Consider the following 25,733-nt stretch of genomic DNA (forward strand, 5'->3'; position numbering starts at 1 on the left):
TTAGTGGGTGCCTAAAGCCGTAGCTGAAGAAACCGCTGTTGCCCCCTCCGCCGTCGTACCCCTGAGCCCCGCCAAACCGGCGCGCCCGGACCTTTCCCGGCTGGTGGTCAAGGGCGCCCGTGAGCACAACCTCCGCAACGTCGACCTCGACCTGCCGCGCGACGCCATGATCGTCTTCACTGGCCTGTCCGGCTCCGGAAAGTCCTCCCTCGCCTTCGACACCATCTTCGCCGAAGGCCAGCGCCGCTACGTCGAATCGCTCTCCGCCTACGCCCGGCAGTTCTTGGGCCAGGTGGACAAGCCCGACGTCGACTTCATCGAGGGCCTCTCACCCGCGGTCTCGATCGACCAGAAGTCCACCAGCAAGAACCCGCGCTCGACCGTGGGAACCATCACCGAAATATACGACTACATGCGTCTGCTGTGGGCGCGCGTGGGTCGTCCGCACTGTCCCGTCTGCGGTGAACCGGTCATCAAGCAGACCCCGCAGCAAATCGTGGACCAGCTTCTCGAACTGGAGGACGGAACCCGTTTCCAGATCCTCGCTCCGGTGGTCCGCGGCCGCAAGGGTGAGTTCGTCGACCTCTTCAAGGAGCTGACGGCGAAGGGCTATTCCCGCGCCCGGGTGGACGGGGACCTCATCCAGCTGAGCGATCCGCCCAAGCTCGGCAAGCAGTTCAAGCACACCATCGAGGTGGTGGTGGACCGGCTCGTTGTCAAGGAGGGCATCCGGCAGCGGCTGACGGACTCCATCGAAACGGCGCTGGGCCTCGCCGAGGGGCGCGTCCTGGCCGACTTCGTCGACCTCGACGCCGATGACCCCCACCGCACCCGTGCCTTCTCGGAAAACCTGGCCTGCCCCAACGAGCACCCGCTGGCCATCGATGAGATCGAGCCCAGGTCCTTCTCGTTCAACAACCCTTTCGGTGCGTGCTCGGCCTGCAGCGGCATCGGCACCCGGCTGGAGGTCGACGAGGAACTGATCATTCCCAACCCGGAGCTTGCGCTGGAGGACGGCGCCATCGCTCCGTGGTCCCTGGGCACCGCAACCACCGAGTACTGGAACAGGCTGCTCGGCGGGCTCGCCAAGGAGCTCGGGTTCTCCATGACCACGCCGTGGCAGGACCTTTCCGCCGACGTCCGGCAGACCGTCCTGCACGGCAAGGACCACAAGGTGGTGGTGCAGTACCGCAACCGGTTCGGCAGGGAGCGCAAGTACAGCACGGGCTTCGAAGGCGTGGTGCAGTACGTGCACCGCAAGCACACGGAAACCGAGTCTGACTCCGCCAGGGACCGCTACGAGGAATACATGCGGCAGATCCCCTGCCCCGCCTGCAACGGCGCGCGGCTGAACCCCGCGTCGCTCTCTGTTCTCATCAACGGCAAGTCCATCGCCGACGTCGCTCGGCTGCCTATGCGCGAATGCGCGGCATTCCTGGACAACCTCGTGTTGACCGGCCGTGAGGCGCAGATCGCCCACCAGGTCCTCAAGGAGATCCAGGCCCGCCTCACCTTCCTGCTGGACGTGGGGCTGGAGTACCTGAACCTGGAACGTCCCTCCGGCACGCTCTCCGGCGGCGAGGCCCAGCGCATCAGGCTGGCCACCCAGATCGGCTCGGGCCTCGTGGGTGTCCTCTACGTCCTGGACGAGCCCTCCATCGGGCTGCACCAGCGGGACAACCGGCGCCTGATCGAAACCCTGACCCGGCTCCGGGACCTGGGCAACACCCTCATCGTGGTCGAACACGACGAAGACACCATCCAAGAGGCGGACTGGATCGTGGACATCGGCCCGGGGGCCGGCGAGCACGGGGGACAGGTGGTCCACTCCGGGTCCTACAAAGCACTCCTGGAGAACACGAAGTCCCTCACCGGGGACTACCTCTCCGGCCGGAAGAGCATCGGCATCCCCAAGAAGCGGCGCAAGTACGACAAGAAGCGCGAGCTGAAGGTGGTCGGCGCCCGCGAGAACAACCTGGTCAACGTCGATGCAGCCTTCCCGCTGGGCCTGTTCACCGCGGTGACCGGCGTCAGCGGCTCGGGCAAATCCACCCTCGTCAACGAGATCCTGTACAAGGTGCTGGCCAATAAGCTCAACGGCGCCAAGCAGGTGGCCGGGCGCCACCGCACCGTGCAGGGCCTCGAGCACCTGGACAAGGTGGTGCACGTGGACCAGAGCCCGATCGGCCGCACTCCGCGCTCCAACCCGGCCACGTACACGGGCGTCTTCGATCACATCCGGAAGCTCTTCGCCGAGACCACCGAGGCCAAGGTCCGCGGCTACCTCCCCGGACGGTTCTCCTTCAACGTCAAGGGCGGGCGCTGCGAAGCCTGCTCCGGCGACGGCACGCTGAAGATCGAGATGAACTTCCTGCCGGACGTCTACGTTCCGTGCGAGGTCTGCCACGGTGCGCGGTACAACCGCGAGACCCTCGAGGTGCACTACAAGGGCAAGACCATCGCCGACGTGCTGAACATGCCCATCGAGGAGGGCGCGGAGTTCTTCGCCGCTTTCTCCCCGATTGCACGCCACCTCAAGACACTCGTGGACGTGGGCCTCGGATATGTCCGGCTGGGCCAGCCCGCCACCACGCTCTCCGGTGGCGAGGCGCAGCGCGTCAAGCTGGCGGCCGAGCTCCAGAAGCGGTCCAACGGGCGCAGCGTCTACGTTTTGGACGAGCCCACCACCGGGCTGCACTTCGAAGACATCCGGAAGCTCCTCATGGTGCTGCAGGGCCTCGTGGAGAAGGGCAACACGGTCATCACCATCGAGCACAACCTCGACGTCATCAAGAGCGCCGACTGGATCGTGGACCTGGGCCCAGACGGAGGCTCCGGCGGAGGCCGGATCATTGCCTCCGGTACCCCCGAGCAGGTCTCCAAGTCCTCGGAAAGCTACACCGCGAAGTTCCTGGCCGAAATCCTCAGCTAGGGCGTCAAGGCACGACGCCAACCAGCACACCGCGCGGCCCGCCAGATTGACTGGCGGGCCGCCGTCGTATGCTTTTCCTTTGGAGTTTTTGTATAGGTATTGGGCGCTAAGCCTCTCGGAAGTCGCGATACGCGGACAAAAACTCCAATTGCGGGCGGAAGTATTCCACGGAGGGCATACGAGTTTGAGCAGGCGTGCCATCGTGAGAAACTAAGCCGGTGACTTCAACAACAGTGCCCGTGATCTTCGACCTGGACGGCACTCTTGTCGATCCGGCCGGCGGGATAACAGACGGAATTGCCGCGGCCCTCAGGGAACATGGCCTTCCTGTCCCAAGCCAGGACCTTCTAGACGCGATGGTGGGTCCCAAGCTGAGCGACTCCCTGCTGAACGTCGCGGCCGTTCCGCCAGCCATGCTCAAGGCCGTCATCCGGACGTACCGGATGCATTACCTGGACTTCGGCATCTCCCAGAGCCGCCTGTACCCGGGCATCGTCGACCTGCTGGATGGCTACGTGGAAGCAGGGCGACCCGTAGCTGTGGCGACGCAAAAGCCTGAAGGCCTTGCCCAGCTGGTGCTTCAACACCACAAGATTGCTGGCCGGTTCCGCGCCATCCGGGGATCAGCCGCAGACGAGACCGCGGCTGCAGCCGGTCCGGTCGGCAAGACCGGCATCATCGCCGCTGCCATGACGGACCTCGGCACGCAGCACGCCGTGATGGTGGGCGACCGTGCGCAGGATGTGGCCGGAGCGTTGGCCAACGGACTCGACTGCATCGGCGTCAGCTGGGGTTTCGCGCCCGACGGCGAACTGGAGGCAGCGGGAGCTGTGGCGGTTGTGCACGATACCGCGGGCCTGCGTGCCAAGGTCGAGGAGTTGGAGAACGTCCGGGCCGCAGCCCTGAGCGAGGTGCGCAACGATGGAGCTGTTTGACGGCGTCCGCTGGACGACGCGGACCCTCATCTCCGGCAGCTGCCGGCCCACTGTGATCGGGCTGGAGAATGTTCCCAAGGACGGGTCGTTCATTGTGGCACCCAACCACCTCTCTTTTCTGGACAGCGTAATTGTCCAGGCGCTCATGCCCCGGCCCGTAGCGTTCTTTGCCAAGGCGGAGTATTTCACCACCAAGGGCATCAAGGGCCGCGTGATGAAGTCCTTCTTCGAGGCAGTCGGCTCCATTCCGGTCGAACGCGGGGAACAGGCCGCGAGCGTGCAGGCCCTCAGGACACTGCTGGACATCCTCGAGGACGGCAGGGGCATCGGCATCTACCCCGAGGGCACCCGGTCCCGCGACGGAATCCTGTACCGCGGCCGGACCGGCGTCGGCTGGCTGGCCCTCACCACCGGCGCCCCGGTGATCCCGGTGGGACTGATCGGCACCGAGAAGCTGCAGCCCGCTGGCCGCAACGCAGTTAAACCCCAGCACTTCATCATGAAGGTGGGCGAGCCGATCTACTTCGACAAGACCGGCCCGGACCATTCCCTCCCCGCCCGGCGCCAGGTGACCGACCGGATCATGGACGCCATCGCCGAACTCAGCGGCCAGGAACGCTCCACCAGCTACAACCAGAGCAAGGTCATCGAGTAGGCCGGTCGCCCTCGCGCCGGTCCGGCGCGTCGGCCGCTCCCTTGGACCGGCTGGCGGCAATCCGCAGCCCCTCAGCTCAGTAGACTGGAATCGTGGCAGATCCATCAAGTTATAGACCCCAGACGGGCGAGATTCCGACCAATCCGGGTGTTTACAGGTTCAGGGATCCCCATGGGCGGGTTATCTACGTCGGCAAGGCCAAGAACCTCCGGTCACGCCTGAATTCGTACTTCGCGAACCCGGCAGGGCTGCTGCCCAAGACCCACGCCATGGTGCACGCGGCCAACAGCGTCGAATGGACGGTGGTGGGCAGCGAGCTGGAATCCCTCCAGTTGGAATTCACCTGGATCAAGGAATTCAAGCCGCGGTTCAACGTGGTTTTCCGGGACGACAAGACGTATCCGTACCTCGCCGTCACCATGGGCGAGAAGCTGCCGCGCGTGCAGGTCATGCGTGGCGAGCGGCGGAAGGGCACCCGGTACTTTGGCCCCTACACGGCCGGAGCCATCCGGGAGACCATGGACACCCTGCTGCGCGTATTTCCCGTGCGGAGTTGCAGCGCAGGCGTGCTGAAGCGTGCCCAGGCCAGCGGCCGGCCCTGCCTGCTGGGATACATCGACAAATGCGCGGCCCCCTGCGTGGGCCGCGTCACCCCCGAGGAACACCGCGCCTTGGCCGAGGACTTCTGCGCCTTCATGGGAGGCGAGGCCAAGCGGTTCATCGCCCGGCTTGAAAAGGAGATGGGGGCCGCCGTCGCCATCCTTGACTACGAACGCGCCGCCAGGCTGCGTGACGACATCACCGCCCTCCGGAAGGTCTTCGAGCGGAACGCCGTGGTGCTGGCCGAGGACACGGACGCCGACGTTTTCGCCCTGCACGAGGACGAGCTCGAAGCGGCCGTCCAGGTGTTCCACGTCCGGGGCGGACGGGTCCGCGGCCAGCGCGGCTGGGTGGTCGAGAAGGTGGAGGACTTCACCACCCCTGACCTCGTAGAACACCTCCTGCAGCAGGTCTACGGTGAGGACGCCGAGATCCAAGGCCGGCTTCCCCGCGAGGTTCTGGTGCCTGTTGAGCCGAGCAATGCGCAGGATCTGGCAGTGTGGCTCGGCGGCATCCGCGGCGCCAAGGTGGACATCCGCGTTCCGCAGCGCGGGGACAAGGCCGCCCTCATGTCCACAGTCCGCGAGAATGCCGAACACGCACTTCGGCTCCACAAAACCCGCCGGGCCGGCGACCTGACCGTCCGGTCGCAGGCGCTGCAGGAACTTCAGGAGGCGCTGGAGCTCCCCGTTCCGCTGCTGCGCATCGAATGCTACGACGTCTCCCACGTCCAGGGCACCAACGTGGTGGCATCCATGGTGGTGGTGGAGGACGGGCTGCCCAAGAAATCCGATTACCGTAAGTTCTCCATCACCGGCGCCGCGGCCACGGACGACACCGCTGCGATGCACGATGTCCTGACTCGGCGCTTCCGGCACTACCTCGTGGACAAGACGGCCCAGATTGAAGCCGCCGAACTGGTTGCGACGCCGGCGGCCCCGGCCGGGACCGGCGCCAACGGGGCGGCCCCGGCCGGGACCGGCGCCAACGGGGCGGGCCCAGGCGCCGCAATGGCGGACGCCGCACTGTCCGACACCACCACGCCGGCGCCGCGCGCGAAATTCGCCTACCCGCCCAACCTCGTGGTGGTCGACGGCGGCAAGCCCCAGGTGAACGCGGCTGCCCGGGCACTCGAGGCGCTGGGCGTCGACGACGTCTACGTCGTCGGGCTCGCCAAGCGCCTCGAGGAGGTCTGGCTGCCGGACAGCGACTTTCCCGTCATCCTGCCCCGCTCCTCGCAGGGCCTCTACATGCTGCAGCGCATCCGAGACGAGGCGCACCGCTTCGCCATCTCCTTCCACCGGCAAAAGCGCGGCAAGGCGATGACCGTCTCGGCCCTCGACGGCGTGCCCGGGCTGGGCGATTCCAAGCGGAAGGCCCTGCTCGCCCCACTTTGGCTCCGTCAAGAAGATCAGGGCGGCATCGGCGGAGGAACTGACCGCGGCCAAGGGTGTCGGGCCGGCGCTGGCCGCGGCCATCGTCACCCACTTCAGTCCGGGCGGCGCTGGCGGTGACTCGGACGAGTCCGTTCCGGCGGTCAACATGACCACCGGGGAAGTGCTGGAAACTTAGCCCGCGCCCCGAAACTTGGTTAGGGTAAGTACGGGAAATCGGCGTGTGCCGCAAACAGCAACCCGCGCAGAAAATGCACGCGGGAAGCAACAGCAGGAATGAGGCTGGAATCAATGGCAGAGTCGACGGCGGAGTCCAGCACGGAAGAGGACGGCCTGACACCGGTCAAGCCCGCCGAAGCGGAACTGCTTATCGTGACCGGGATGTCCGGCGCAGGCCGCAGCACCGCCTCCGATGCGCTGGAGGACCACGGCTGGTACGTCGTCGAGAACCTGCCGCCGCAGATGCTGGGGACCCTGGCTGAACTCGTGTCCCACGCACCGCAGTCCATCCCCAAACTTGCCGTGGTGATGGACGTGCGCAGCAAGGCGCTGTTCGCCGACATCCGCGCCGCGCTCCGTGCCCTCGAAGTCAGCGGCGTCACCTTCCGGGTGCTGTTCCTAGACGCCAGCGACGACGTGCTGGTCCGCCGCTTCGAACAGGGCCGGCGCCCGCACCCGCTGCAGGGCGGCGGCAGGATCCTGGACGGGATCGCGGCCGAACGTGAGCTCCTCAAGGAGCTGCGCGACTCCTCGGACCTCGTCCTGGACACCTCGTCCCTGAACGTGCACGGGCTCGCCACCGCGATCACCGAACTGTTCACTGAAACCGGTCCCATCGCGATCCGCCTGAACATCATGAGCTTCGGCTTTAAATACGGCCTTCCCGTTGACGCCAACTATGTGGCTGACGTCAGGTTCATCCCGAATCCGCACTGGGTGCCGGCGCTCCGGCCGCACACCGGCCTTGACCAGGACGTCAGCGAGTACGTCCTTGGGGCCGAGGGCGTGCCCAACTTTGTGGAACGGTATGTCCTTGCCCTGGAACCTGTCATGGAGGGCTACCGCCGGGAGAACAAGCACTACGCCACCATCGCCGTCGGATGCACCGGCGGAAAGCACCGCTCGGTGGCGGTCGCCATGGAGCTCTCCAAGCGGCTCGCGCAATATCCGCGGGTTACCGTGACCACGACGCACCGGGACCTGGGCCGCGAGTAATGGGCGTTCTTACCGGCCCGCTGCCCCTGATTCCGCCGGCCGGCCTGACCGGTTCCCAACAGGCCAAGGGACCCACCGTCGTCGCGCTCGGCGGCGGCCACGGCCTTTCGGCCTCCCTCTCGGCACTGCGGCTCCTTACTTCCGAACTGACAGCGGTAGTTACCGTAGCGGACGACGGCGGGTCCTCCGGCCGTCTCCGCGAGGAGTACGGCGTCCTTCCGCCCGGTGATCTCCGGATGGCCCTTTCCGCCCTCTGCGATGACACGGACTGGGGCCGCACCTGGCGCGACGTCATGCAGCACCGGTTCCAGTCCGCCCGTGGCGGCGCCTCTTTGGACGAACACGCCATGGGAAACCTGCTGATCGTCACGCTCTGGGAACTGTTGGGGGATGCGGTGGCCGGCCTGAAATGGGCCGGTGCGCTGCTCGGCGCCCGCGGACAGGTCCTGCCCATGTCCACCGTTCCGCTTACCATCGAGGGCGATGTCCGAGTGACCGCCCCCGACGGCAGCAGTACGGTCACCACCATCACGGGCCAGGCGCGCTGTGCCGTGGCGGGTTCGCTGGAGAGCGTCCGGCTGCTTCCCGAGCAGGCGCCCGCCTGCGTTGAGGCCCTGACCGCCGTCGAGCTTGCCGACTGGGTGGTGCTGGGCCCCGGCTCCTGGTACACCTCCGTGCTCCCGCACCTGCTGCTGCCGGAAATGCGGCAGGCGCTCTGCGATACGCCGGCCAAGCGTTGCCTCACCATGAACCTGGCCATGGACACCAAGGAAACCTCCGGCATGTCCGCCGCCGACCACCTTCACACGCTGCGCGACTACGCGCCCGAGTTCAGCGCGGACGTGGTGCTCGCGGACCCGGCCTCCGTTTCGGACCTGGCCGAGTTTGAACGGGCAGCAGGGATGATCGGCGCCGAGGTTGTCTTGGGTAGAGTAGGGGCTTCGGGCCGGCGACCGGTCCACGACCCCTTGCGGCTGGCTACGGCCTACCAGGATATTTTCGGGAATAGTTAGGAAAGGTGCCATGGCACTGACAGCATCAGTCAAGGAAGAACTCTCCCGCCTGGACATCAAGAAATCATCAGTCCGCAAGGCTGAGGTCTCGGCCATGCTCCGCTTCGCCGGGGGACTGCACATCATCTCGGGCCGGATCGTCATCGAGGCCGAGGTGGATCTGGCCTCCACCGCCCGGCGCCTGCGCGCTGCAATCGCCGAGGTCTACGGGCACCAGAGCGAGATCATCGTCGTCTCCGGCAGCGGCTTGCGCCGCGGCAGCCGCTACGTGGTCCGCGTCGTCCGCGACGGCGAGGCACTGGCGCGGCAGACCGGCCTCCTTGACGGCCGGGGACGGCCGGTGCGAGGGCTGCCGTCCGTCGTCGTCAACGGCTCAGCCGCTGACGCCGAGGCGGTGTGGCGGGGCGCCTTCCTGGCGCACGGCTCTCTCACGGAACCCGGCCGGTCCTCGTCCATGGAGGTCACCTGCCCCGGTCCGGAATCCGCCCTCGCGCTGGTCGGTGCGGCCCGGCGGCTCGGGATACAGGCCAAGGCCCGGGAAGTCAGGGGAGTGGACCGAGTGGTGATCCGCGACGGGGACACCATCGCCGCGCTGCTCACCCGGATGGGGGCCCACGACGCACTCATGGTCTGGGAAGAGCGGCGCATGCGCAAGGAAGTGCGGGCCACCGCGAACCGCCTCGCCAACTTCGATGACGCCAACCTCCGCCGGTCCGCGCAAGCCGCCGTGGCCGCCGGCGCCCGGGTGGACCGGGCCCTGGAGATCCTCGGCGACGACGTTCCGGACCACCTCAAATATGCCGGTGAACTCCGGGTGGCGCACAAGCAGGCCAGCCTCGACGAACTTGGCCGGCTCGCCGAGCCGCCCATGACTAAGGACGCCATCGCCGGACGCATCCGCCGGCTGCTGGCCATGGCGGACAAACGCGCCTCGGATCTTGGCATCCCGGGCACGGATGCCAATGTGACGCCGGAAATGCTGGACGAGTAAACGGCACCCATAGAATCAAGACCAGGTGGCGGCTGTTGCCGCCATCGGAGTTTTCCGGATGACCCGTCATCCGGGATGCACAATCCCAGAGTTAGCAAAACCGGACAAACTGTCCACGACATTGGAGGATTTTGTGACCGAGTACGTTCTGCCCGAACTCAGCTACGACTACGCAGCGCTCGAGCCCCACATCTCTGCACGGATCATGGAGCTGCACCACAGCAAGCACCACGCCGCGTACGTGACGGGCGCCAACAACGCGCTGGCCCAGCTGGCCGAGGCACGCGAAAAGGGCGACTTCGCCAACATCAACCGCCTTTCCAAGGACCTGGCTTTCCACACCGGCGGCCACGTCAACCACTCCGTGTTCTGGAACAACCTCTCTCCGGACGGAGGCGACAAGCCTGAAGGTGAGCTCGCCGCCGCCATCGACGACGCCTTCGGTTCGTTCGATGCCTTCCGCGCCCAGTTCTCCGCAGCTGCCCTCGGCCTGCAGGGTTCCGGCTGGGGCTTCCTGGCCTACGAGCCCATCGGTGGCAACCTCGTCATTGAGCAGCTCTACGACCAGCAGGGCAACGTCGCGCTGGGCACCACCCCGCTGCTGATGCTGGACATGTGGGAGCACGCCTTTTACCTGGACTACGTCAACGTCAAGGCCGACTACGTCAAGGCGTTCTGGAACATCGTCAACTGGACCGACGTGTCCGCCCGCTTCGCCGCGGCACGAGCCAACGCAACGGGTCTCATCACCCTCTAGGTGTGATCCGGCGTACATAAAGCAGTAACAAACTTCACATTCGGCCACTTTAGGGCCGAATTCTGGACGGTCTGCCCCCGCACTTGCGGGGGCAGACCTACTTAAACGTAAGATGGATCACGGAAGGCGGTTAGCCTTCAGCAATGAGGCTGGTCGCCCTCCGATCTGAAAAATATCTCTGCCCAATGGCGTGCGGGATCTGTTAGTTGGCTTGAACGCCCGCTTAACTAGTTGTGCTTCCAAGGCACAAAGGAGACAAAAAGTGACCACCCGTATTGGTATCAACGGCTTCGGCCGCATCGGCCGCAACTACTTCCGCGCTGCACTTGCTCAGGGTGCGGACCTGGAGATCGTTGCCGTCAACGACCTCACCAGCCCCGAGGCTTTGGCCCACCTGCTCAAGTACGATTCCGTCGGCGGACGTCTGGCCGAAACCATCGAGGTCAAGGAAGGCAACCTGGTCGTCAACGGAAACGCGATCAAGGTCCTGGCCGAGCGCGACCCCGCCAACCTCCCCTGGAAGGACCTGGACGTTGACATCGTCATCGAGTCCACCGGTTTCTTCACCAAGGCAGCTGCCGCCAAGAAGCACATCGAAGCCGGCGCCAAGAAGGTCCTGATCTCCGCCCCCGCCTCGGACGAGGACATCACCATCGTGATGGGCGTCAACGACGGCCTGTACGACCCCGAGAACCACCACATCATCTCCAACGCTTCCTGCACCACCAACTGCCTCGGCCCGCTGGCCAAGGTCGTCAACGACACCTTCGGCATCGAGCGTGGCCTGATGACCACCATCCACGCGTACACCGCCGACCAGAACCTGCAGGACGGCCCGCACAACGACCTCCGCCGTGCACGTGCCGCCGCCATCAACATGGTTCCCACCTCCACCGGTGCCGCCAAGGCCATCGGCCTGGTCCTGCCGGAGCTCAAGGGCAAGCTGGACGGCTACGCCATCCGCGTTCCTGTCCCCACGGGTTCCGCCACCGACCTCACCGTCACGGTCTCCCGCGAGACCACCGTTGAAGAGGTCAACGCCGCGCTCAAGAAGGCTGCAGAGTCCGATGAATGGCAGGGCATCCTGACCTACACCGACGCCCCGATCGTCTCCTCGGACATCGTCGGCGACCCCGCCTCGTCCATCTTTGACTCAGGTTTGACCAAGGTTATTGGCAACCAGGTCAAGGTTGTTTCGTGGTATGACAACGAATGGGGCTACTCGAACCGCCTCGTGGACCTCACGGAGCTTGTCGCAGCAAAGCTGGGCTAGGGTTAGCTACATGACATCTCACACCCTCAACGAACTGATCGCTGAAGGTGTCCGCGGGCGGTACATTCTGGTTCGAAGTGACCTGAATGTGCCGCTCGACGGCTCTACAGTCACTGACGACGGCCGCATCCGGGCCTCACTGCCAGTGCTGGGAAAGCTCACGGACGCCGGTGCCCGCGTGCTGGTAACAGCCCACCTCGGCCGCCCCAAGGGCGCCCCTGAAGACAAGTACTCGCTCAAGCCGGCGGTTGCCCGCTTGGCCGAGCTGGCTTCCTTCCCTGTCTCCCTCGCGGAGGACACGGTAGGGTCCTCTGCCAAAGAGCACGCAGCTGCGCTGCAGGACGGCCAGGTGCTGGTGCTCGAGAACGTGCGGTTCGACGCACGCGAGACCAGCAAGGACGAAGCCGAGCGTGGCGCGTTCGCCGACGAACTGGTGGGACTCACCGGTGAAAACGGTGCTTTTGTGAACGACGCCTTTGGCGCCGTCCACCGCAAGCACGCCAGCGTTTACGACGTCGCCACCCGGCTCCCGTCGTACCTCGGCGACCTTGTGGGCACCGAGGTGGAAGTCCTCCGCAAGCTGACCGCAGACACGCAGCGTCCCTACGTTGTGGTCCTCGGCGGTTCGAAGGTTTCGGACAAGCTCGCGGTCATCGACAACCTGCTCGGCAAGGCTGACACCATTCTGGTGGGCGGCGGCATGCTGTTCACGTTCCTGGCAGCCGAGGGCCACAAGGTGGCCGGCAGCCTGCTGGAAGACGACCAGATCCCGGTCGTCCAGGACTACCTCAAGCGAGCAGCCGACGCCGGCACCGAATTCGTGATCCCCACGGACGTCGTGGTGGCAGCCAAGTTCACCGCCGACGCCGACCACGAAACGGTCAGCGCCGACGCCATCGAAGGCAGCAGCTTCGGGGCACAGGGCATCGGCCTGGACATCGGGCCCGAGTCTGCCCGGGCGTTCGCCGAGCAGATCAGGGGCGCCAAGACGGTGTTCTGGAACGGTCCCATGGGCGTCTTCGAGTTCGAGGCCTTCTCTGCAGGCACCCGGGCCATCGCCCAGGCGCTGACGGAGACGGACGCGTTCACCGTCGTCGGCGGCGGCGACTCCGCGGCTGCGGTCCGCACCCTCGGCTTCGCTGATGACCAGTTCGGACACATTTCCACCGGCGGCGGCGCCAGCTTGGAATACCTTGAAGGCAAGGAACTTCCCGGCCTGAGCGTTCTGGACCGCTAAAGACACACCAGCCGGCAGGGCACCTTTCGCACCGCGAAGGGCACCCTGCCGGCTGTTCACATGATCAGCACATTTGACCGGCACTTTTGGAGAACACGTGACTACGTCAACCAACGGCAACTTTGACCGCACGCCTTTGATCGCAGGCAACTGGAAGATGAACATGGACCACGTCCAGGGCATCACCCTCCTGCAGAAGCTGGCCTGGACACTGTCCGACGCCAAGCACGACTACAGCCGCGTGGAAGCCGCTGTCTTCCCGCCTTTCACGGACCTGCGCGGTGTGCAGACCCTCGTCCAGGGCGACGAACTCAACATCGCCTACGGCGGCCAGGACCTGTCCCAGTTCGACTCAGGTGCGTACACCGGCGACATCTCCGGCCAGTTCCTGAACAAGCTCGGCTGCAAGTATGTCCTCGTTGGCCACAGCGAACGCCGGACCATCCACGCTGAGTCGGACGAAGTCCTGAATGCCAAGGTCAAGGCGGCCTACCGCCACAACGTCATCCCCGTCCTCTGCGTCGGTGAAGGCCTGGAGATCCGCCAGGCCGGCACCCACGTCCAGCACACCCTGGACCAGCTACGCGCCGACGTCGAAGGCCTCACCGCCGAGCAGGCGGCCGAGCTCGTCGTCGCCTATGAGCCTGTCTGGGCTATCGGCACCGGTGAGGTTGCAGGCCCGGAGGACGCCCAGGAAATGTGCGCCGCGATCCGTGCCGAACTCACCGAACTGTTCGACGCCGACGTGGCCGGCAAGGTCCGCCTGCTGTACGGCGGTTCGGTCAAGGCCAGCAACGCCGCCGCCATCCTCAAGGAACGCGACGTCGACGGCGTGCTGGTGGGCGGTGCCAGCCTTGATCCCGCTGAGTTTGCTAATATTGTGAAGTTCGAGAGCCACCTCGTAACGGACTAGTCCGTTCATCTGGCACGCTCCCGCATCCACCAACTTTGGAAAGGCCGTCGTGGACGTTCTTCATGTGATTCTGCAGATCCTGCTGGGCATTACCAGCCTTCTGCTGACCCTGCTCATCCTGCTCCACAAGGGACGCGGCGGCGGCCTGTCGGACATGTTCGGCGGCGGAATGAGCTCGGGGCTGTCCTCGTCCGGTGTCGCAGAGCGCAACCTCAACAGGTTCACCATCATCCTCGGCGTCACCTGGGGCGTCGTCATCATCGCCCTTGGCCTCCTGATGCGCTTCACAGGTGTGGCTGACTCCTAACGCTGTCGCAGCCAAGTGCCAGAAAAAGCCCGGCCCAATCAGGACGCGTTCCTGATTGGGCCGGGCTTTTCCTGCCGCCAGGGGGAACTCCGGACTAAACTGTGGCTATCGGATCTAACGGCAGCGCCGCCATTAGCAGCGAGGGAGTTCCCATGGTGCATTCCTCTTCAGGATTCCGCGGCACCCGCGTGGGTGTCATTCAAGGGGCCGGATTGAAGAACCAGGGGGATGATCCTCTCGGAGAGCCCCTGCCGCGTATCTGTGTCTCCTATTGGTGCGCCATGGGACACGAGACGCGGCCTGTTTTTCTTAAGATGCCGGACGACCAGATTCCGGGCGTGTGGGACTGCCGCCAGTGCGGCCGGCCGTCGTCGCGCAACCCCGGTGCCGGGCTGCCCGGCGAAGCCCAGGAAGAAGGCTTCAAAAGTCATCTGGATTACGTTAAAGAAAGACGCTCCAGCCAGGACGCCGAAGACGTCCTGGCTGGAGCGTTGCGGCGGCTAAGAGCCAGCCGGCGCCTTCCTGACTAGCTGCTCGGGCACGCGCGAGGCTGCGTTTTCGTCGATCAGCCACAGCGTCCGGGACCGGCCTGCCGGCCCGGCTGCGGGCACCTGCACGGGGTTGGCCCCGGCCAGAGCCAGCCCCACCGCACCGGCCTTGTCCTCGCCTGCGACCACCATCCACACCTCCGCGGAGGTGTTGATGGCCGGCAGGGTCAGGGAAATGCGCTCGGGCGGCGGCTTGGGGGAGTTGCGGACCCCCACCACAGTCAGTTGCTTCTCGCGGATGCCGCCCTGTTCCGGGAACAGGGACGCCACGTGCGCGTCCGGGCCCACACCGAGCAGGACGACGTCGAACCGGGGAAGCCGGCCGGGCTCCTCGGAACGGTCGTCCGAAGCATCCGCGGCATGCTCGGCCGCTGCCGCATCACTGAGGCGTTGTGCGTAGTCCTCAGCAGCCTGTTCCGGCGTTTCAAAGTCATCCGTCGAGCCGGGCACGTGGACGCGCTCGGGATCAACGTTGATGTGCTTCAGGAGTGCTTCCTGGGCCTGGAGCGCGTTGCGGTCCGGGTCCTGGGTGCCGACGAAGCGTTCGTCGCCCCACCAGAAGTTCACTTTGGCCCAGTCCACCGCGGGGGCGGCAGGGGAGTCGGCTACTGCCTTCAGCGTTCCGATGCCCACCGTGCCGCCGGTAAGCACCACTGTTGCTTCACCGAATCGGTCCTGTACATCCACGAGCTTGGTGATCAGTCGGGCCGCAATAGCGGCCATGAGGACGGAAGAGTCAGGATGGATGCTTACTCTGGGCTCAGCGCTCACTGGGACGGACACTCCTTAGATTGGTACGTGGCAGTCCAATAGTAATCACTTCGCCGAATACCTCGTCGGGGTCGAGGCGGCGGAGTTCTTCTGCGAGGCAATCGCGGAGGCTGCGCCGCGGGAGGGAGATGCGTTGTGCGGGTTGGCCGGGCTGGGTGAGTTCGGCGATGGAGAGGCCGGGGCGGAAGAGCTGGACGTCGCCGCTGGTCCGGGTGAGCCGGACCCGGCGGATGCCGGTGCCGGCGGGGTCCGCGACGATCGTGACGGGGGCGTCCAGGGACAGGGTCAGCCACGCCGCGAGCAGGATGGTGCTGGGCGAGTCCGAGGCGCCTTCGACCGCGACGGCGGTCACGGGCGAGGTGTCGGCCTGGTCCAGGACGGCGGCGAGCTGGATGCGCCAGTTCGTCAGCCGGGTCCAGGCGAGGTCGGTGTCGCCGGCCTTGTAGGTGTTCCGGATATTTTCCAGCGCGACCTGGGGTTCGGCTTCGTTCGCCGAATCGGTGATCCGGCGGTGCGCGATCCGCCCGATCGAGGTTTCGGACGCGTTCTTTGGTGCCCCGTGCGGCCACCAGGCCACGATCGGGGCGTCGGGCAGCAGCAGCGCCGCGACAAGGGACTCGGATTCCTCGGCGAGTTCCCCGAAGCCGCGCAGCACGATGACCTCCGAGGCGCCGGCGTCCCCGCCGACCCGGATCTGCGCGTCGAGCCGGTTCGGCGCGGACGAGCCGGCGTCGGCGAGCACGATGATCCGGCAGGGGTGCTCGCGGCTGGCCTCGTTCGCGGCCTCGATCGCTTCTTCCTCGAGCCCGGATTTGGTGACCACCACGAGGGTCAGGACCCGGCCGAGCGCGATCACCCCGCCCTGCTCGCGCAGGGACTGGATCTTCTTGGAAACGTTCGAGGTGGTGGTGTTGGGCAGGTCTACGATCATGGCCTTCTCCAGGTGCGTCCGTCGCGGGCTAGCAGCTCATCGGCCGAGGCCGGGCCCCAGGACCCGGGCGCGTACGGCTCGGGCTGTTCACCCAGCCCGGCCCAGTACTCTTCGAAGGGGTCCAGGATCTTCCAGGACAGCTCCACTTCCTCATGCCGCGGGAACAGCGGCGGCTCACCCAGGAGCACGTCCAGGATCAGCCGTTCGTAGGCTTCGGGGCTGGACTCGGTGAACGAGTGCCCGTAACCGAAGTCCATGGTCACGTCCCGGACTTCCATCTGCGTGCCGGGGACCTTGGACCCGAACCGGATCGTCGCGCCCTCGTCGGGCTGGACGCGGATCACCACCGCGTTCTGCCCAAAATCATCATCGCCGTGGTCACGGAACAGCAGGTTCGGTGCCCGCTTGAACACCACCGCGATCTCCGTGACCCGCCGGCCCAGCCGTTTCCCGGCGCGCAGGTAGAACGGCACCCCGTTCCAGCGCCGGGTGTTGATGTCCACCCGGATCGCGGCATAGGTTTCGGTGGTGGAGTCAGCCGGGATGCCCTCCTCCTCCAGGTACCCCTGCACCTGCTCCCCGCCCTGCCACCCGCCGGCGAACTGGCCGCGGGCCGAATGCGTGGACAGGTCCTCCGGGAGCCTCACCGCGGCGAGGACCTTTTCCTTCTCCGCCCGCAGGTCATCGGCGTTGAACGAGATCGGCTCCTCCATCGCCGTCAAAGCCAGCAGCTGCAGCAGATGGTTCTGGATCACGTCCCGGGCCGCGCCCACCCCGTCGTAATACCCGGCACGGCCGCCGGTGCCGATGTCCTCGGCCATGGTGATCTGCACATGGTCCACATAGTTCGCGTTCCACAGCGGCTCGAACAGCTGGTTCGCGAACCGCAGCGCCAGGATGTTCTGCACCGTCTCCTTACCCAGGTAATGATCGATCCGGAACACCGCGTCCTGCGGGAACACCGACTCCACAATGTCGTTCAGCTGCCGCGCGGACTCGAGGTCATGCCCGAACGGCTTCTCGATCACCACCCGCCGCCACTTCTCACCCTCGGCCTGCGCCAAACCATGCTTGGACAGCTGCCGGCAGACCTGCTCGAACGCCTTCGGCGGGATCGAGAGGTAGAACGCGTGGTTCCCGCGGGTGCCGCGGTTCCCGTCGAGTTCCCTGATCGTCTCGCCGAGCCGCTCAAACGCCGCATCGTCATCGAACGCGCCCTGCACGAAACGGATGCCCTCGGAGAGCTGGTTCCAGACCGCCTCATCAAACGGCGTCCTGGCGTACGCCTTCACCGCGTCCTTCACCTCCGCGGCGAAATCCTCGTTATCCCAGTCCCGCCGGCCGAAACCCACCAACGCGAAACTCGGCGGCAACAGGCCACGGTTGGCAAGGTCATACACGGCAGGCATGAGCTTCTTACGGGCCAGATCCCCCGTGACTCCGAAGAGCACAAGAGAGGACGGCCCGGCAATCCGGTTCAGCCGCCGGTCCCGCGGATCCCGCAAAGGATTCCCGGACCGGCCCGCTGACCTTCTGCCGTTCAAAGTATCTGGCATGGTTAATTCAGTGCCTTAGCTCTCAGTGGCGGACGCGGCCTTGCCGGCAAGCGACGAAACTATCTCCTGCAGCTGGGCGACACCCGCTGCGCGGTCGGTCAGGTGCAGGCGCAGGACGGGCCGGCCGTGCTCACTGAGCACCTGGGCGTCGCCGGCGGCCTGGGCCGTGATCAGCTCGCCGAAAGTGAACGGACGCTCCGGAATAGCGAGGTCCTGGGCCGAAGCTGCAGTGACCTGCAGGAATACGCCGATGGCGGGGCCGCCCTTGTGGAACTGGCCGGTGGAGTGGAGGAAGCGGGGCCCCCAGCCGAAGGTGACCGGTCGGCCGCTCACGGCGGCGAGTTCGTCCCGGACGCCCTCGAGCTGTGCGTAGGCCAGGCGGTCGAAGTAGGCCTGGACGCTCAGGTACCCGTCACTGCCCAGCTGCGCCAGCAGTGCAGAGACCGCGGCCGCTGCGGTGGTCGCGTCGCCGAGCCACTCGCCGCCGCGCACCTCGATGGCACCATCGGTGAAGTTGGCGGGCGTCGGCTCCGGCTGGGCGTCCAGCAGTCCGCGGGCGGCCACCTTGGCGGCTTCGACGTCGGGCTGGTCAAACGGGTTGATGCCCAGGAGGCGCCCGGCCACAGCGGTGGCGAATTCCCACACCATCATCTGCGAGGCGAGGCCGCCGGCAATGGCAACTTCGTTCTCGCCGAGTTCGACGTCGGTATCCGTGCTGACGAGACGGACCACCAGGATGTCTTCAGCGCCGGAAGTGACTTCCGGGGCATCCGGGCCGGCGACAACCGGCAGGACGCCGGTGCCGAGCTTGCCCGTGGATTCAGCGATGAGCTGTTCGGCCCAGTCAGCGAATCCCACGATGCCGGAGCCGTCCTCCGCGATGACAATCTTGTCGCGCAGCGGGTTGGTGCCGCCCAGGGCGGCGCCCAGGACCAGCCCGATGTTCTCGGGAGCGTCCTCGTTAAGGATCTCTGCGGCTTCTTCAGCCTCGTCCAGCAGGGCCGCGATGTCCACGCCGGCCAGGCCGGACGGGACGAGCCCGAAGGCCGTCAGCGCCGAGTAGCGGCCGCCCACGTTCGGGTCCGCGTTGAAGACCGCGCGGTAGCCGGCCTCGCGTGAGGCCTTGTCCAGCGGGGACCCGGGATCCGTGACCACGATGATCCGGCTCTTCGCATCGAGACCCGCCTCGGTGAAGGCGTGTTCGAAAATCCGCCGCTGCGAATCAGTTTCCAGGGTTGAACCGGATTTCGAGGAAACCACGATCGCGGTTTCAGCGAGGCGGTCCGCGAGGGCAGCACCGATCTGTTCGGGATCAGTGCTGTCCAGCACAGTCAGCTCGACGCCAGCGGTGCCGGCGATGACTTCCGGAGCAAGCGAGGAGCCGCCCATGCCGCAGAGGGCAATGCGGGTAACACCCTCCGCTTTCAGGGCATCGCGGAGTTCCAGGATGCCCTCCACCAGGGGCCGGGAGACGGTGGCCGCCTCGACCCAACCAAGGCGGATCGCTGACTCGGCTTCCGCATCAGGACCCCACAGGGTGTGGTCCTTGGCGAAGATCCGGGTGGCAACGCGTTCTTCCACGAGGGCGGGCAAGTGCTGCTCAAGCGCCTTCCGAGCGGAACCGGTGGCGTCGTAGCTGAGTGTGCTCATGTTGGGTTAGGAAGCCTTCCGTGCGGTGGCGAGGGCGCCTTCGACGTCTGCCAGGAGTTCCTTCCAGCTGGCAACAAACTTGTCCAGGCCTTCGGATTCCAGCAGGGCAACGACCTCGTTGTAGGACACACCGAGGGCATCGAGGGCGTTGAGGGTGGCGTTCGCTTCATCGTAGCCGTTGGTGACGGTGTCGCCCGTGACCACGCCGTGGTCGAACGTGGCGTCCAGGGTCTTCTCCGGCATGGTGTTCACGACGTTCGGGGCGACGAGCTCGGTGACGTAGAGGGTGTCCGGGTAGGCCGGGTCCTTCACACCGGTGGAAGCCCAGAGCGGACGCTGCGGCAGCGCGCCTGCCGCGGCGAGCACGGCCCAGCGCTCGGTGGAGAACTGCTCTTCGTAGACCTGGTAGGCGAGGCGGGCGTTCGCGACGCCGGCCTTGCCCTTGAGGGCCTTGGCTTCCTCGGTGCCGATCGCGTCCAAGCGCTTGTCGATTTCGGTGTCCACGCGGGAGACGAAGAACGAGGCGACGGAGTGGATCTTGGACAGGTCGTGGCCGTTGTCCTTGGCCTGCTCCAGTCCGGACTGGAAGGCGTTGATGACGGCGCGGTACCGCTCCAGCGAGAAGATCAGGGTCACGTTCACGCTGATGCCCTCCGCCAGGGTCGCCGTGATGGCCTCCAGGCCCTCAAGGGTGGCAGGGATCTTGATGTGCACGTTGTCGCGGTTGACCTTCTTGTAAAGGTGCTTCGCTTCGGCGATGGTGCCTGCGGTGTCCCACGCGAGGCGGGGGTCCACCTCGATGGAGACGCGGCCGTCCACGCCCTTGGTCGCCGCGGCGACCGGGGCGAAAAGGTCACAGGCGTCGGCGACGTCCGTCGTCGTGATCTCGAAGATGGTCTCTTCGATGGAGGCGCCGGCAGCGGCCTGCGCCGCGATGGTGGCGTCGTAGTCCGTGCCGGAGGTGATGGCGGCGTGGAAGATGCTGGGGTTCGTGGTGACACCCACAACGTTCTTCTCTTCGATCAGCTTCTGCAGCGTGCCGGTCTTCAGACGGCCCCGGGAGAGGTCATCGAGCCAGATGGAAACGCCGGCGTCGGAAAGCTGCTGGGTGGGAGTGCTAGTCATGTCTAATCTCCTTGAACTGTGGGGTGCTGTCAGGACTGGAGTCCGGCCAGGGAATCCCTGGCGGCGGCGGCAACAGCTTCCGCCGTGATGCCGAATTCCTGGAACAGGCGCTTGTAGTCGGCGGATGCGCCGTAGTGCTCGAGGCTGACGGAGCGGCCGGCGTCGCCGACGAACTCGCGCCAGCCCTGCGACAGGCCGGCTTCAACCGAAACGCGGGCCTTGACCGCTGCGGGCAGGACTGCCTCGCGGTAGGCGGCGTCCTGCTTGGTGAACCACTCCACACACGGCATGGACACCACGCGGGCGGCGATGCCTTCGGCCTGGAGTGCTTCGCGGGCCTGGACGGCGAGCTGGACTTCCGAGCCGGTGCCGATCAGGATGACCTGCGCGTCCACGGTCTTGCCGTCCCTGGACGCCTCGGCCAGGACGTAACCGCCCTTGGCGACGCCGGCGGTCGAGCCGAAGGTGTCACCCTCGGCCGTACCCTCGCCACGGTCGTAGGTGGGGATGTTCTGGCGGGTCAGGACGATGCCGGCCGGGTTCTCGTGGTTCTCCAGCATGGTCTTCCACGCTGCCGCAACCTCGTTGGCATCGCCCGGACGGACGACGTCGAGACCCGGGATGGCGCGCAGCGACGCGAGCTGCTCCACCGGCTGGTGCGTCGGGCCGTCCTCGCCGAGGCCGATCGAGTCGTGCGTCCAGACGTACAGGGACGGCACGCCCATGAGGGCGCCAAGGCGGATGGCCGGACGCTGGTAGTCGCTGAAGATCAGGAACGTGCCGGAGAACGCCCGGGTCTTGCCGTGCAGGGAGATGCCGTTCACGATCGAGGCGGCCGCGTGCTCACGGATACCGAAGTGCAGGACCCGGCCGTACGGGTTGCCGGACCAGGCGTTGGTCTGCTTGCCCGCGGGAACGAACGACGGCGAACCCTCGATCGTGGTGTTGTTGGACTCCGCGAGGTCAGCCGAGCCGCCCCACAGTTCCGGCATGACCGGGCCGATCGCGTTCAGGACCTTGCCGGAGGCGGCACGGGTGGAAACGTCCTTGCCGGCCGGGAAGACCGGCAGGACGCCGTCGAGCTCGGCGGGCAGCTGGCGGGCTTCGACGCGCTCCAGCAGGGCAGCGGCTTCCGGGTTGGCGGACTGCCAAGCGGCGAAGGACTCTTCCCATTCCTTGCGGGCGTGGGCACCGCGGTCGACGACGGCACGGGCGTGGGCCAGCACGTCCTCGTCCACCTCGAAGGACCTCTCCGGGTCGAAACCGAGGACGTTCTTCAGTGCTGCCACTTCTTCCGAACCCAGGGCGGAACCGTGGATCTTGCCGGTGTTCTGCTTCTTCGGCGCCGGGTACCCGATGATGGTGCGCAGCGAGATGATGGACGGCCTGGAGGTCTCCGCCTTCGCGGCCACCAGCGCCGAGTGCAGCTCCTGGATGTCTTCCTTGTAGTCGCCGGTCTTGGTCCAGTCCACGCGCTGGGTGTGCCAGCCGTAGGCCTCGTAGCGCTTCAGGACGTCTTCGGTGAAGGCGATGTCGGTGTCGTCCTCGATGGAAATGTGGTTCTCATCGTAGATGACCACAAGGTTGCCGAGCTCCTGGTGGCCGGCGAGGGAGGAAGCCTCGGAGGTCACACCTTCCTGGAGGTCCCCGTCGGAAGCGATGACCCAGATGGTGTGGTCGAACGGGCTGGTGCCGGGGGCGGCGTCGGCGTCGAACAGGCCACGCTGGCGGCGCTGGGAGTACGCAAAGCCCACCGAGGAGGCCAGGCCCTGGCCCAGCGGGCCGGTGGTGATCTCCACGCCGGCGGTGTGCTTGTATTCCGGGTGGCCCGGGGTCAGCGAGCCCCACGTGCGGAGCGCTTCGAGGTCCTTCAGTTCCAGGCCGTAGCCGGAGAGGAACAGCTGGATGTACAGCGTCAGGGACGTGTGGCCGGGGGAGAGGACAAAACGGTCGCGGCCGATCCAGTCCGGGTTCTTCGGGTCGTGCCGCATCATCTTCTGGAAGAGAAGGTAAGCGGCCGGAGCCAGGCTCATCGCCGTGCCGGGGTGGCCGTTGCCCACCTTCTCCACGGCGTCGGCGGCCAGGACACGCACAGTGTCAACGGCACGCTGGTCGAGGTCGGTCCAAGTCAGTTCTTGCTCTTTCAAATGTGCCACGAAACCGGGCCCCTCTCTGTGTTAACGGCAAGCGGTAATGACACACAGCGGCAGGGCATAATTGGTGCCCGCTGCATTCGTATCTACCAGCCGTTCACCATTGAAACGTTGATCTTCATTCAGTCGCCGGACGGAACGGAATGCGGTTTCTTGCCCGTCTCCCAGTGTGCGCTGATCTGCAGACAGCTTAGCTCTATTCCACACTTCGGGCGGGCAAAATCTCACCAATTGGACGCAATTTCTCCTTTGTGAATCCTTCGTGCGGTGAGGCTGCGTTAATGTGATTGAAGCAAGCACGAACGAATCATTTTCAGTGATTTGCCGTCACACACCGATGCCAGCGATCCATGCGGGACCGCGGTATGATATCGGGAGGCCACCGGTGGACAGGGCGGGCTCAAGTGCACATGACAGCCCCGCCAACCGCCGTTGAGGGATCGATCCGGACCGCGTGTCCAGACGGACTGATCAGATAAACAGCCAGACAGAAACAGAGTGACTGCCACGTGAGCACAACAGATACGCCGCTTACCTCTTCCCGGGTCCACGGAAGAGCCGGACTAGCCCGCAAGGCGAAGGCGTACCTTGCACTCACCAAGCCCAGGGTCATTGAACTCCTGCTGGTCAGCACCCTGCCCACCATGATCTACGCACAGCGCGGCTTCCCGTCCCTCGCCCTCATCCTGGCCACTCTGGTGGGCGGCGCCTTCGCTGCCGGCAGCGCCGGTGCCTTCAACTGCTACATCGACCGCGACATCGACAAGCTGATGCACCGCACGGAGAAGCGCCCCCTGGTCACCGGTGAGGTCACACCGCGGGAAGCCCTCATCTTTGCGTGGCTCCTGGGCGCCGCGGCCATCGCCATTCTCTGGTTCGGCGCGAACCCGCTCTCGGCCTGGCTCGGACTGGGCGCCATCGTCTTCTACGTCGTCATTTACACGATGATCCTCAAGCGCCGCACCGCCCAGAACATCGTCTGGGGCGGCGCCGCGGGCTGTTTCCCCGTGCTGATCGCCTGGGCCGCCGTGACCAACACGGTCGAGTGGCCGGCCATCGTGCTGTTCATGGTGATCTTCCTTTGGACCCCGCCGCACTACTGGCCGCTGTCCATGCGCTACGGCGAGGACTACCGCAACGCCAACGTGCCGATGCTCGGTGCCATCGCCGGTGCCAAGGTGGTCTCCGTGCAGGTGGTCCTGTACGCCTGGGCCATGGTCGCGTGCTCGCTGCTCATGATCCCGGCCGGCAACGCTGGCTGGGTTTACACCGCCGTTGCCGTGCTGGCCGGCGCCTGGTTCCTGTACGAGTCCCACGCCCTCTACAACCGGGCCCAGGGCGGGGACCTCTCCGACAAGGGCGCCATGAAGGTCTTCCACGGCTCCATCAGCTACCTGACGCTCCTCTTCATCGCGCTGGCCGTCGACCCGTTCGTCGGCTCGCCGATCATGGGGTAACCCCCCAGCCCTCGAGCCCCACAGCGAGCCCAGGACGCTTCCTCACGTCCTGCAGGTTCTGACCGGACGCTCCCTCACGTCCTGCAGGTTTTCCCCAGACGCTTCCTCACGTCCTGCGGGTTCTCCCCGAACGCTTCCTCAGATAGATGCTGCGCTGAAGTAGAAATGCTCCCTCACTCATGTGAGGGAGCATTTCTTGTCTAACCCGAAGCGGCGAGACGCAAGCGCCGAGTCAATGGGGCGGCAGGATCTGCGGAGTCGCTGGGAATGAAGCGACGGGATCTGCGGGAGCGTCGGGGATCAGGCGACGGGATCTGAGGAAGCGTTGGGGAGGAGGCGGCAGGATCTGAGGAAGCGTCGAGGGAAAAGCTACCTGACGGGGCTGGAGCGGGCGATGTCGGCGGCGTTGGTTGCGGCGCTCATGAGCAGGGCCGCACCCAGCATGTGAGCGCCGACGAGGAGCGCGGGAATGCCGTTGTAGTACTGCGTGAAGCCAATGACGGCCTGCAGGACGGTGACGCCGAGGAGCATCAGCACTGCCGACCGGAACGTCCCCGAAATGCCGCGGCGCCACACGAAGTACACGGCGAGCAGCGTGCCGGCGGTCACCAGGTAGGCGGGCACGGCATGGATGTGCGAAAAAAGGTCCCAGTCCAGATTGTTGCGGGGCGCGTCGGCGTCACCTGCGTGCGGTCCGGCGCCGGTCACCACCACGCCCAGCATGACGGCGATGGCGGAGAAGAGTGCGACGGCGGTCAGCACCGGCCGCAGGACGCCCGGCAGGGTTGGGACCGTGTGCGTCCGGAACCGGCCCGTCCTGCCGTAGGCACGGTTGACCAGCAGCGTCGCGAAAACCACCAGGGCCATGGACACCAGGAAATGCAGGCCAACCACCCAGGGGTTCAGCTGGGTCAACACGGTGATGCCGCCGATGATGGCCTGCGCCGGAATGCTCGCCAGCAGGCCCAGGGCCAGCAGGAACAGGTCCTTGCGCTCCTTGCGCAGATTCCACAAGTAGACGAGCATGAGCGCCGCAACGGCGGCCAGGGCAAACGTCAGGAGCCGGTTCCCGAACTCGATGAAGCCGTGGATGCCCATCTCGGGGGTATTCACCAAGGAATTGTTCGTGCACCTGGGCCAGGTGGGGCAGCCAAGGCCCGAGGCGGTCAGCCGGACAGCGCCGCCGGTGACCACCAGGACCGTCTGTCCGATCAGGGACAGCACGGCGAGGCGGCGGACCGTCGAATCGACGGTGACAGGAAGCTTGGATGCCAGGCGGCCGACGAACTGGGGGAGGCGCGAAGCCGTGCTCACTTTTTT

The 25,733-nt window shown here is 66.0% G+C and carries 20 protein-coding genes and 1 pseudogene; 14 read left to right on the forward strand and 7 right to left on the reverse strand.

Annotated features, from left to right (window positions below):
* Positions 1 to 7 precede the first annotated feature (7 nt).
* From uvrA to QFZ33_RS14040, 13 genes and pseudogenes are all read left to right on the forward strand, one after another.
* The gene (gene uvrA / locus QFZ33_RS13980; RefSeq protein WP_307028390.1) at positions 8 to 2,932 is read left to right on the forward strand and encodes an excinuclease ABC subunit UvrA; all 2,925 of its coding nucleotides are present in this window, start codon (positions 8 to 10) and stop codon (positions 2,930 to 2,932) included.
* Between the two features lie 218 nt (positions 2,933 to 3,150).
* Positions 3,151 to 3,867, forward strand: coding sequence for an HAD hydrolase-like protein (locus tag QFZ33_RS13985; protein ID WP_307028392.1), 717 nt, complete (start codon positions 3,151 to 3,153; stop codon positions 3,865 to 3,867).
* Complete coding sequence (locus QFZ33_RS13990) at positions 3,854 to 4,522, forward strand: lysophospholipid acyltransferase family protein (protein WP_307028394.1); 669 nt, start codon at positions 3,854 to 3,856, stop codon at positions 4,520 to 4,522. Before QFZ33_RS13985 ends, QFZ33_RS13990 begins: the two co-directional genes overlap by 14 nt.
* A 92-nt stretch (positions 4,523 to 4,614) precedes the next feature.
* A pseudogene (uvrC, locus tag QFZ33_RS13995) lies at positions 4,615 to 6,694 on the forward strand (excinuclease ABC subunit UvrC).
* 113 nt (positions 6,695 to 6,807) lie between these two features.
* Positions 6,808 to 7,731: an RNase adapter RapZ gene (rapZ, locus tag QFZ33_RS14000; RefSeq protein ID WP_214851427.1), complete on the forward strand. Its 924-nt coding sequence runs from the start codon at positions 6,808 to 6,810 to the stop codon at positions 7,729 to 7,731.
* Positions 7,731 to 8,744 (forward strand): gluconeogenesis factor YvcK family protein, encoded by a 1,014-nt coding sequence (locus QFZ33_RS14005; RefSeq protein WP_307028396.1) that lies wholly within the window; start codon positions 7,731 to 7,733, stop codon positions 8,742 to 8,744. The genes rapZ and QFZ33_RS14005 overlap by 1 nt, the downstream gene beginning before the upstream one ends.
* A 10-nt stretch (positions 8,745 to 8,754) precedes the next feature.
* The gene (gene whiA, locus QFZ33_RS14010; RefSeq protein ID WP_307028398.1) at positions 8,755 to 9,735 is read left to right on the forward strand and encodes a DNA-binding protein WhiA; all 981 of its coding nucleotides are present in this window, start codon (positions 8,755 to 8,757) and stop codon (positions 9,733 to 9,735) included.
* Between the two features lie 133 nt (positions 9,736 to 9,868).
* Complete coding sequence (locus tag QFZ33_RS14015) at positions 9,869 to 10,492, forward strand: superoxide dismutase (RefSeq protein ID WP_307028400.1); 624 nt, start codon at positions 9,869 to 9,871, stop codon at positions 10,490 to 10,492.
* 262 nt (positions 10,493 to 10,754) lie between these two features.
* Positions 10,755 to 11,765 carry a type I glyceraldehyde-3-phosphate dehydrogenase gene (gene gap / locus QFZ33_RS14020; protein ID WP_307028402.1) on the forward strand — a complete coding sequence of 337 codons (1,011 nt, stop codon included), beginning with the start codon at positions 10,755 to 10,757 and terminating at the stop codon, positions 11,763 to 11,765.
* A 10-nt stretch (positions 11,766 to 11,775) separates the two neighbouring features.
* Positions 11,776 to 13,002 carry a phosphoglycerate kinase gene (locus QFZ33_RS14025; RefSeq protein WP_307028403.1) on the forward strand — a complete coding sequence of 409 codons (1,227 nt, stop codon included), beginning with the start codon at positions 11,776 to 11,778 and terminating at the stop codon, positions 13,000 to 13,002.
* Positions 13,003 to 13,099: 97 nt separating this feature from the next.
* Positions 13,100 to 13,915, forward strand: a complete 816-nt coding sequence (gene tpiA / locus QFZ33_RS14030) for a triose-phosphate isomerase (protein WP_307028404.1) — start codon at positions 13,100 to 13,102, stop codon at positions 13,913 to 13,915.
* 49 nt (positions 13,916 to 13,964) lie between these two features.
* The gene (secG, locus tag QFZ33_RS14035; protein WP_003805565.1) at positions 13,965 to 14,222 is read left to right on the forward strand and encodes a preprotein translocase subunit SecG; all 258 of its coding nucleotides are present in this window, start codon (positions 13,965 to 13,967) and stop codon (positions 14,220 to 14,222) included.
* A gap of 152 nt (positions 14,223 to 14,374) precedes the next feature.
* Entirely contained in the window at positions 14,375 to 14,752 is a 378-nt protein-coding gene (locus QFZ33_RS14040) for an RNA polymerase-binding protein RbpA (RefSeq protein ID WP_307028407.1), read from the forward strand.
* Here QFZ33_RS14040 and pgl read toward each other — a convergent pair.
* The 6 genes from pgl to tkt are packed head-to-tail and all read right to left on the reverse strand — an operon-like array spanning position 14,723 to position 22,950.
* The gene (pgl, locus tag QFZ33_RS14045) at positions 14,723 to 15,541 is read right to left on the reverse strand and encodes a 6-phosphogluconolactonase (protein WP_307028409.1); all 819 of its coding nucleotides are present in this window, start codon (positions 15,539 to 15,541) and stop codon (positions 14,723 to 14,725) included. The two genes, QFZ33_RS14040 and pgl, sit on opposite strands and share 30 nt — an antisense overlap.
* The gene (locus QFZ33_RS14050; RefSeq protein WP_307028411.1) at positions 15,531 to 16,472 is read right to left on the reverse strand and encodes a glucose-6-phosphate dehydrogenase assembly protein OpcA; all 942 of its coding nucleotides are present in this window, start codon (positions 16,470 to 16,472) and stop codon (positions 15,531 to 15,533) included. Before QFZ33_RS14050 ends, pgl begins: the two co-directional genes overlap by 11 nt.
* The gene (gene zwf, locus QFZ33_RS14055; RefSeq protein WP_307028413.1) at positions 16,469 to 18,028 is read right to left on the reverse strand and encodes a glucose-6-phosphate dehydrogenase; all 1,560 of its coding nucleotides are present in this window, start codon (positions 18,026 to 18,028) and stop codon (positions 16,469 to 16,471) included. The genes QFZ33_RS14050 and zwf overlap by 4 nt, the downstream gene beginning before the upstream one ends.
* 15 nt (positions 18,029 to 18,043) lie before the next feature.
* A complete protein-coding gene (locus QFZ33_RS14060; RefSeq protein WP_307028415.1) occupies positions 18,044 to 19,678 on the reverse strand; it encodes a glucose-6-phosphate isomerase in 1,635 nt (544 codons plus the stop codon).
* Between the two features lie 6 nt (positions 19,679 to 19,684).
* The gene (tal, locus tag QFZ33_RS14065) at positions 19,685 to 20,803 is read right to left on the reverse strand and encodes a transaldolase (RefSeq protein ID WP_307028417.1); all 1,119 of its coding nucleotides are present in this window, start codon (positions 20,801 to 20,803) and stop codon (positions 19,685 to 19,687) included.
* Between the two features lie 29 nt (positions 20,804 to 20,832).
* Positions 20,833 to 22,950, reverse strand: a complete 2,118-nt coding sequence (tkt, locus tag QFZ33_RS14070) for a transketolase (protein ID WP_307031815.1) — start codon at positions 22,948 to 22,950, stop codon at positions 20,833 to 20,835.
* 515 nt (positions 22,951 to 23,465) lie between these two features.
* Here tkt and QFZ33_RS14075 point away from each other — a divergent pair.
* On the forward strand, positions 23,466 to 24,413 hold the full coding sequence (locus tag QFZ33_RS14075; protein WP_307028419.1) for a heme o synthase: 948 nt from the start codon (positions 23,466 to 23,468) through the stop codon (positions 24,411 to 24,413).
* A gap of 369 nt (positions 24,414 to 24,782) precedes the next feature.
* Here the strand turns inward: QFZ33_RS14075 and QFZ33_RS14080 are convergent, their stop codons facing one another.
* A complete protein-coding gene (locus QFZ33_RS14080) occupies positions 24,783 to 25,727 on the reverse strand; it encodes a COX15/CtaA family protein (RefSeq protein WP_307028421.1) in 945 nt (314 codons plus the stop codon).
* Positions 25,728 to 25,733 lie beyond the last annotated feature (6 nt).

It is taken from the genome of Arthrobacter globiformis, assembly GCF_030815865.1.
Lineage (GTDB): Bacteria > Actinomycetota > Actinomycetes > Actinomycetales > Micrococcaceae > Arthrobacter > Arthrobacter globiformis_B.

Bases quoted from the DNA above. Each gene is read 5' to 3' on its own strand.
- rapZ (WP_214851427.1), top strand. From the start codon at position 6,808: ATGGCAGAGTCGACGGCGGAGTCCAGCACGGAAGAGGACGGCCTGACA.
- QFZ33_RS14050 (WP_307028411.1), bottom strand. From the start codon at position 16,472: ATGATCGTAGACCTGCCCAACACCACCACCTCGAACGTTTCCAAGAAG.
- QFZ33_RS13990 (WP_307028394.1), top strand. From the start codon at position 3,854: ATGGAGCTGTTTGACGGCGTCCGCTGGACGACGCGGACCCTCATCTCC.
- whiA (WP_307028398.1), top strand. From the start codon at position 8,755: ATGGCACTGACAGCATCAGTCAAGGAAGAACTCTCCCGCCTGGACATC.
- zwf (WP_307028413.1), bottom strand. From the start codon at position 18,028: ATGCCAGATACTTTGAACGGCAGAAGGTCAGCGGGCCGGTCCGGGAAT.
- QFZ33_RS14060 (WP_307028415.1), bottom strand. From the start codon at position 19,678: ATGAGCACACTCAGCTACGACGCCACCGGTTCCGCTCGGAAGGCGCTT.
- QFZ33_RS14040 (WP_307028407.1), top strand. From the start codon at position 14,375: ATGGTGCATTCCTCTTCAGGATTCCGCGGCACCCGCGTGGGTGTCATT.
- QFZ33_RS14025 (WP_307028403.1), top strand. From the start codon at position 11,776: ATGACATCTCACACCCTCAACGAACTGATCGCTGAAGGTGTCCGCGGG.
- tal (WP_307028417.1), bottom strand. From the start codon at position 20,803: ATGACTAGCACTCCCACCCAGCAGCTTTCCGACGCCGGCGTTTCCATC.
- QFZ33_RS14005 (WP_307028396.1), top strand. From the start codon at position 7,731: ATGGGCGTTCTTACCGGCCCGCTGCCCCTGATTCCGCCGGCCGGCCTG.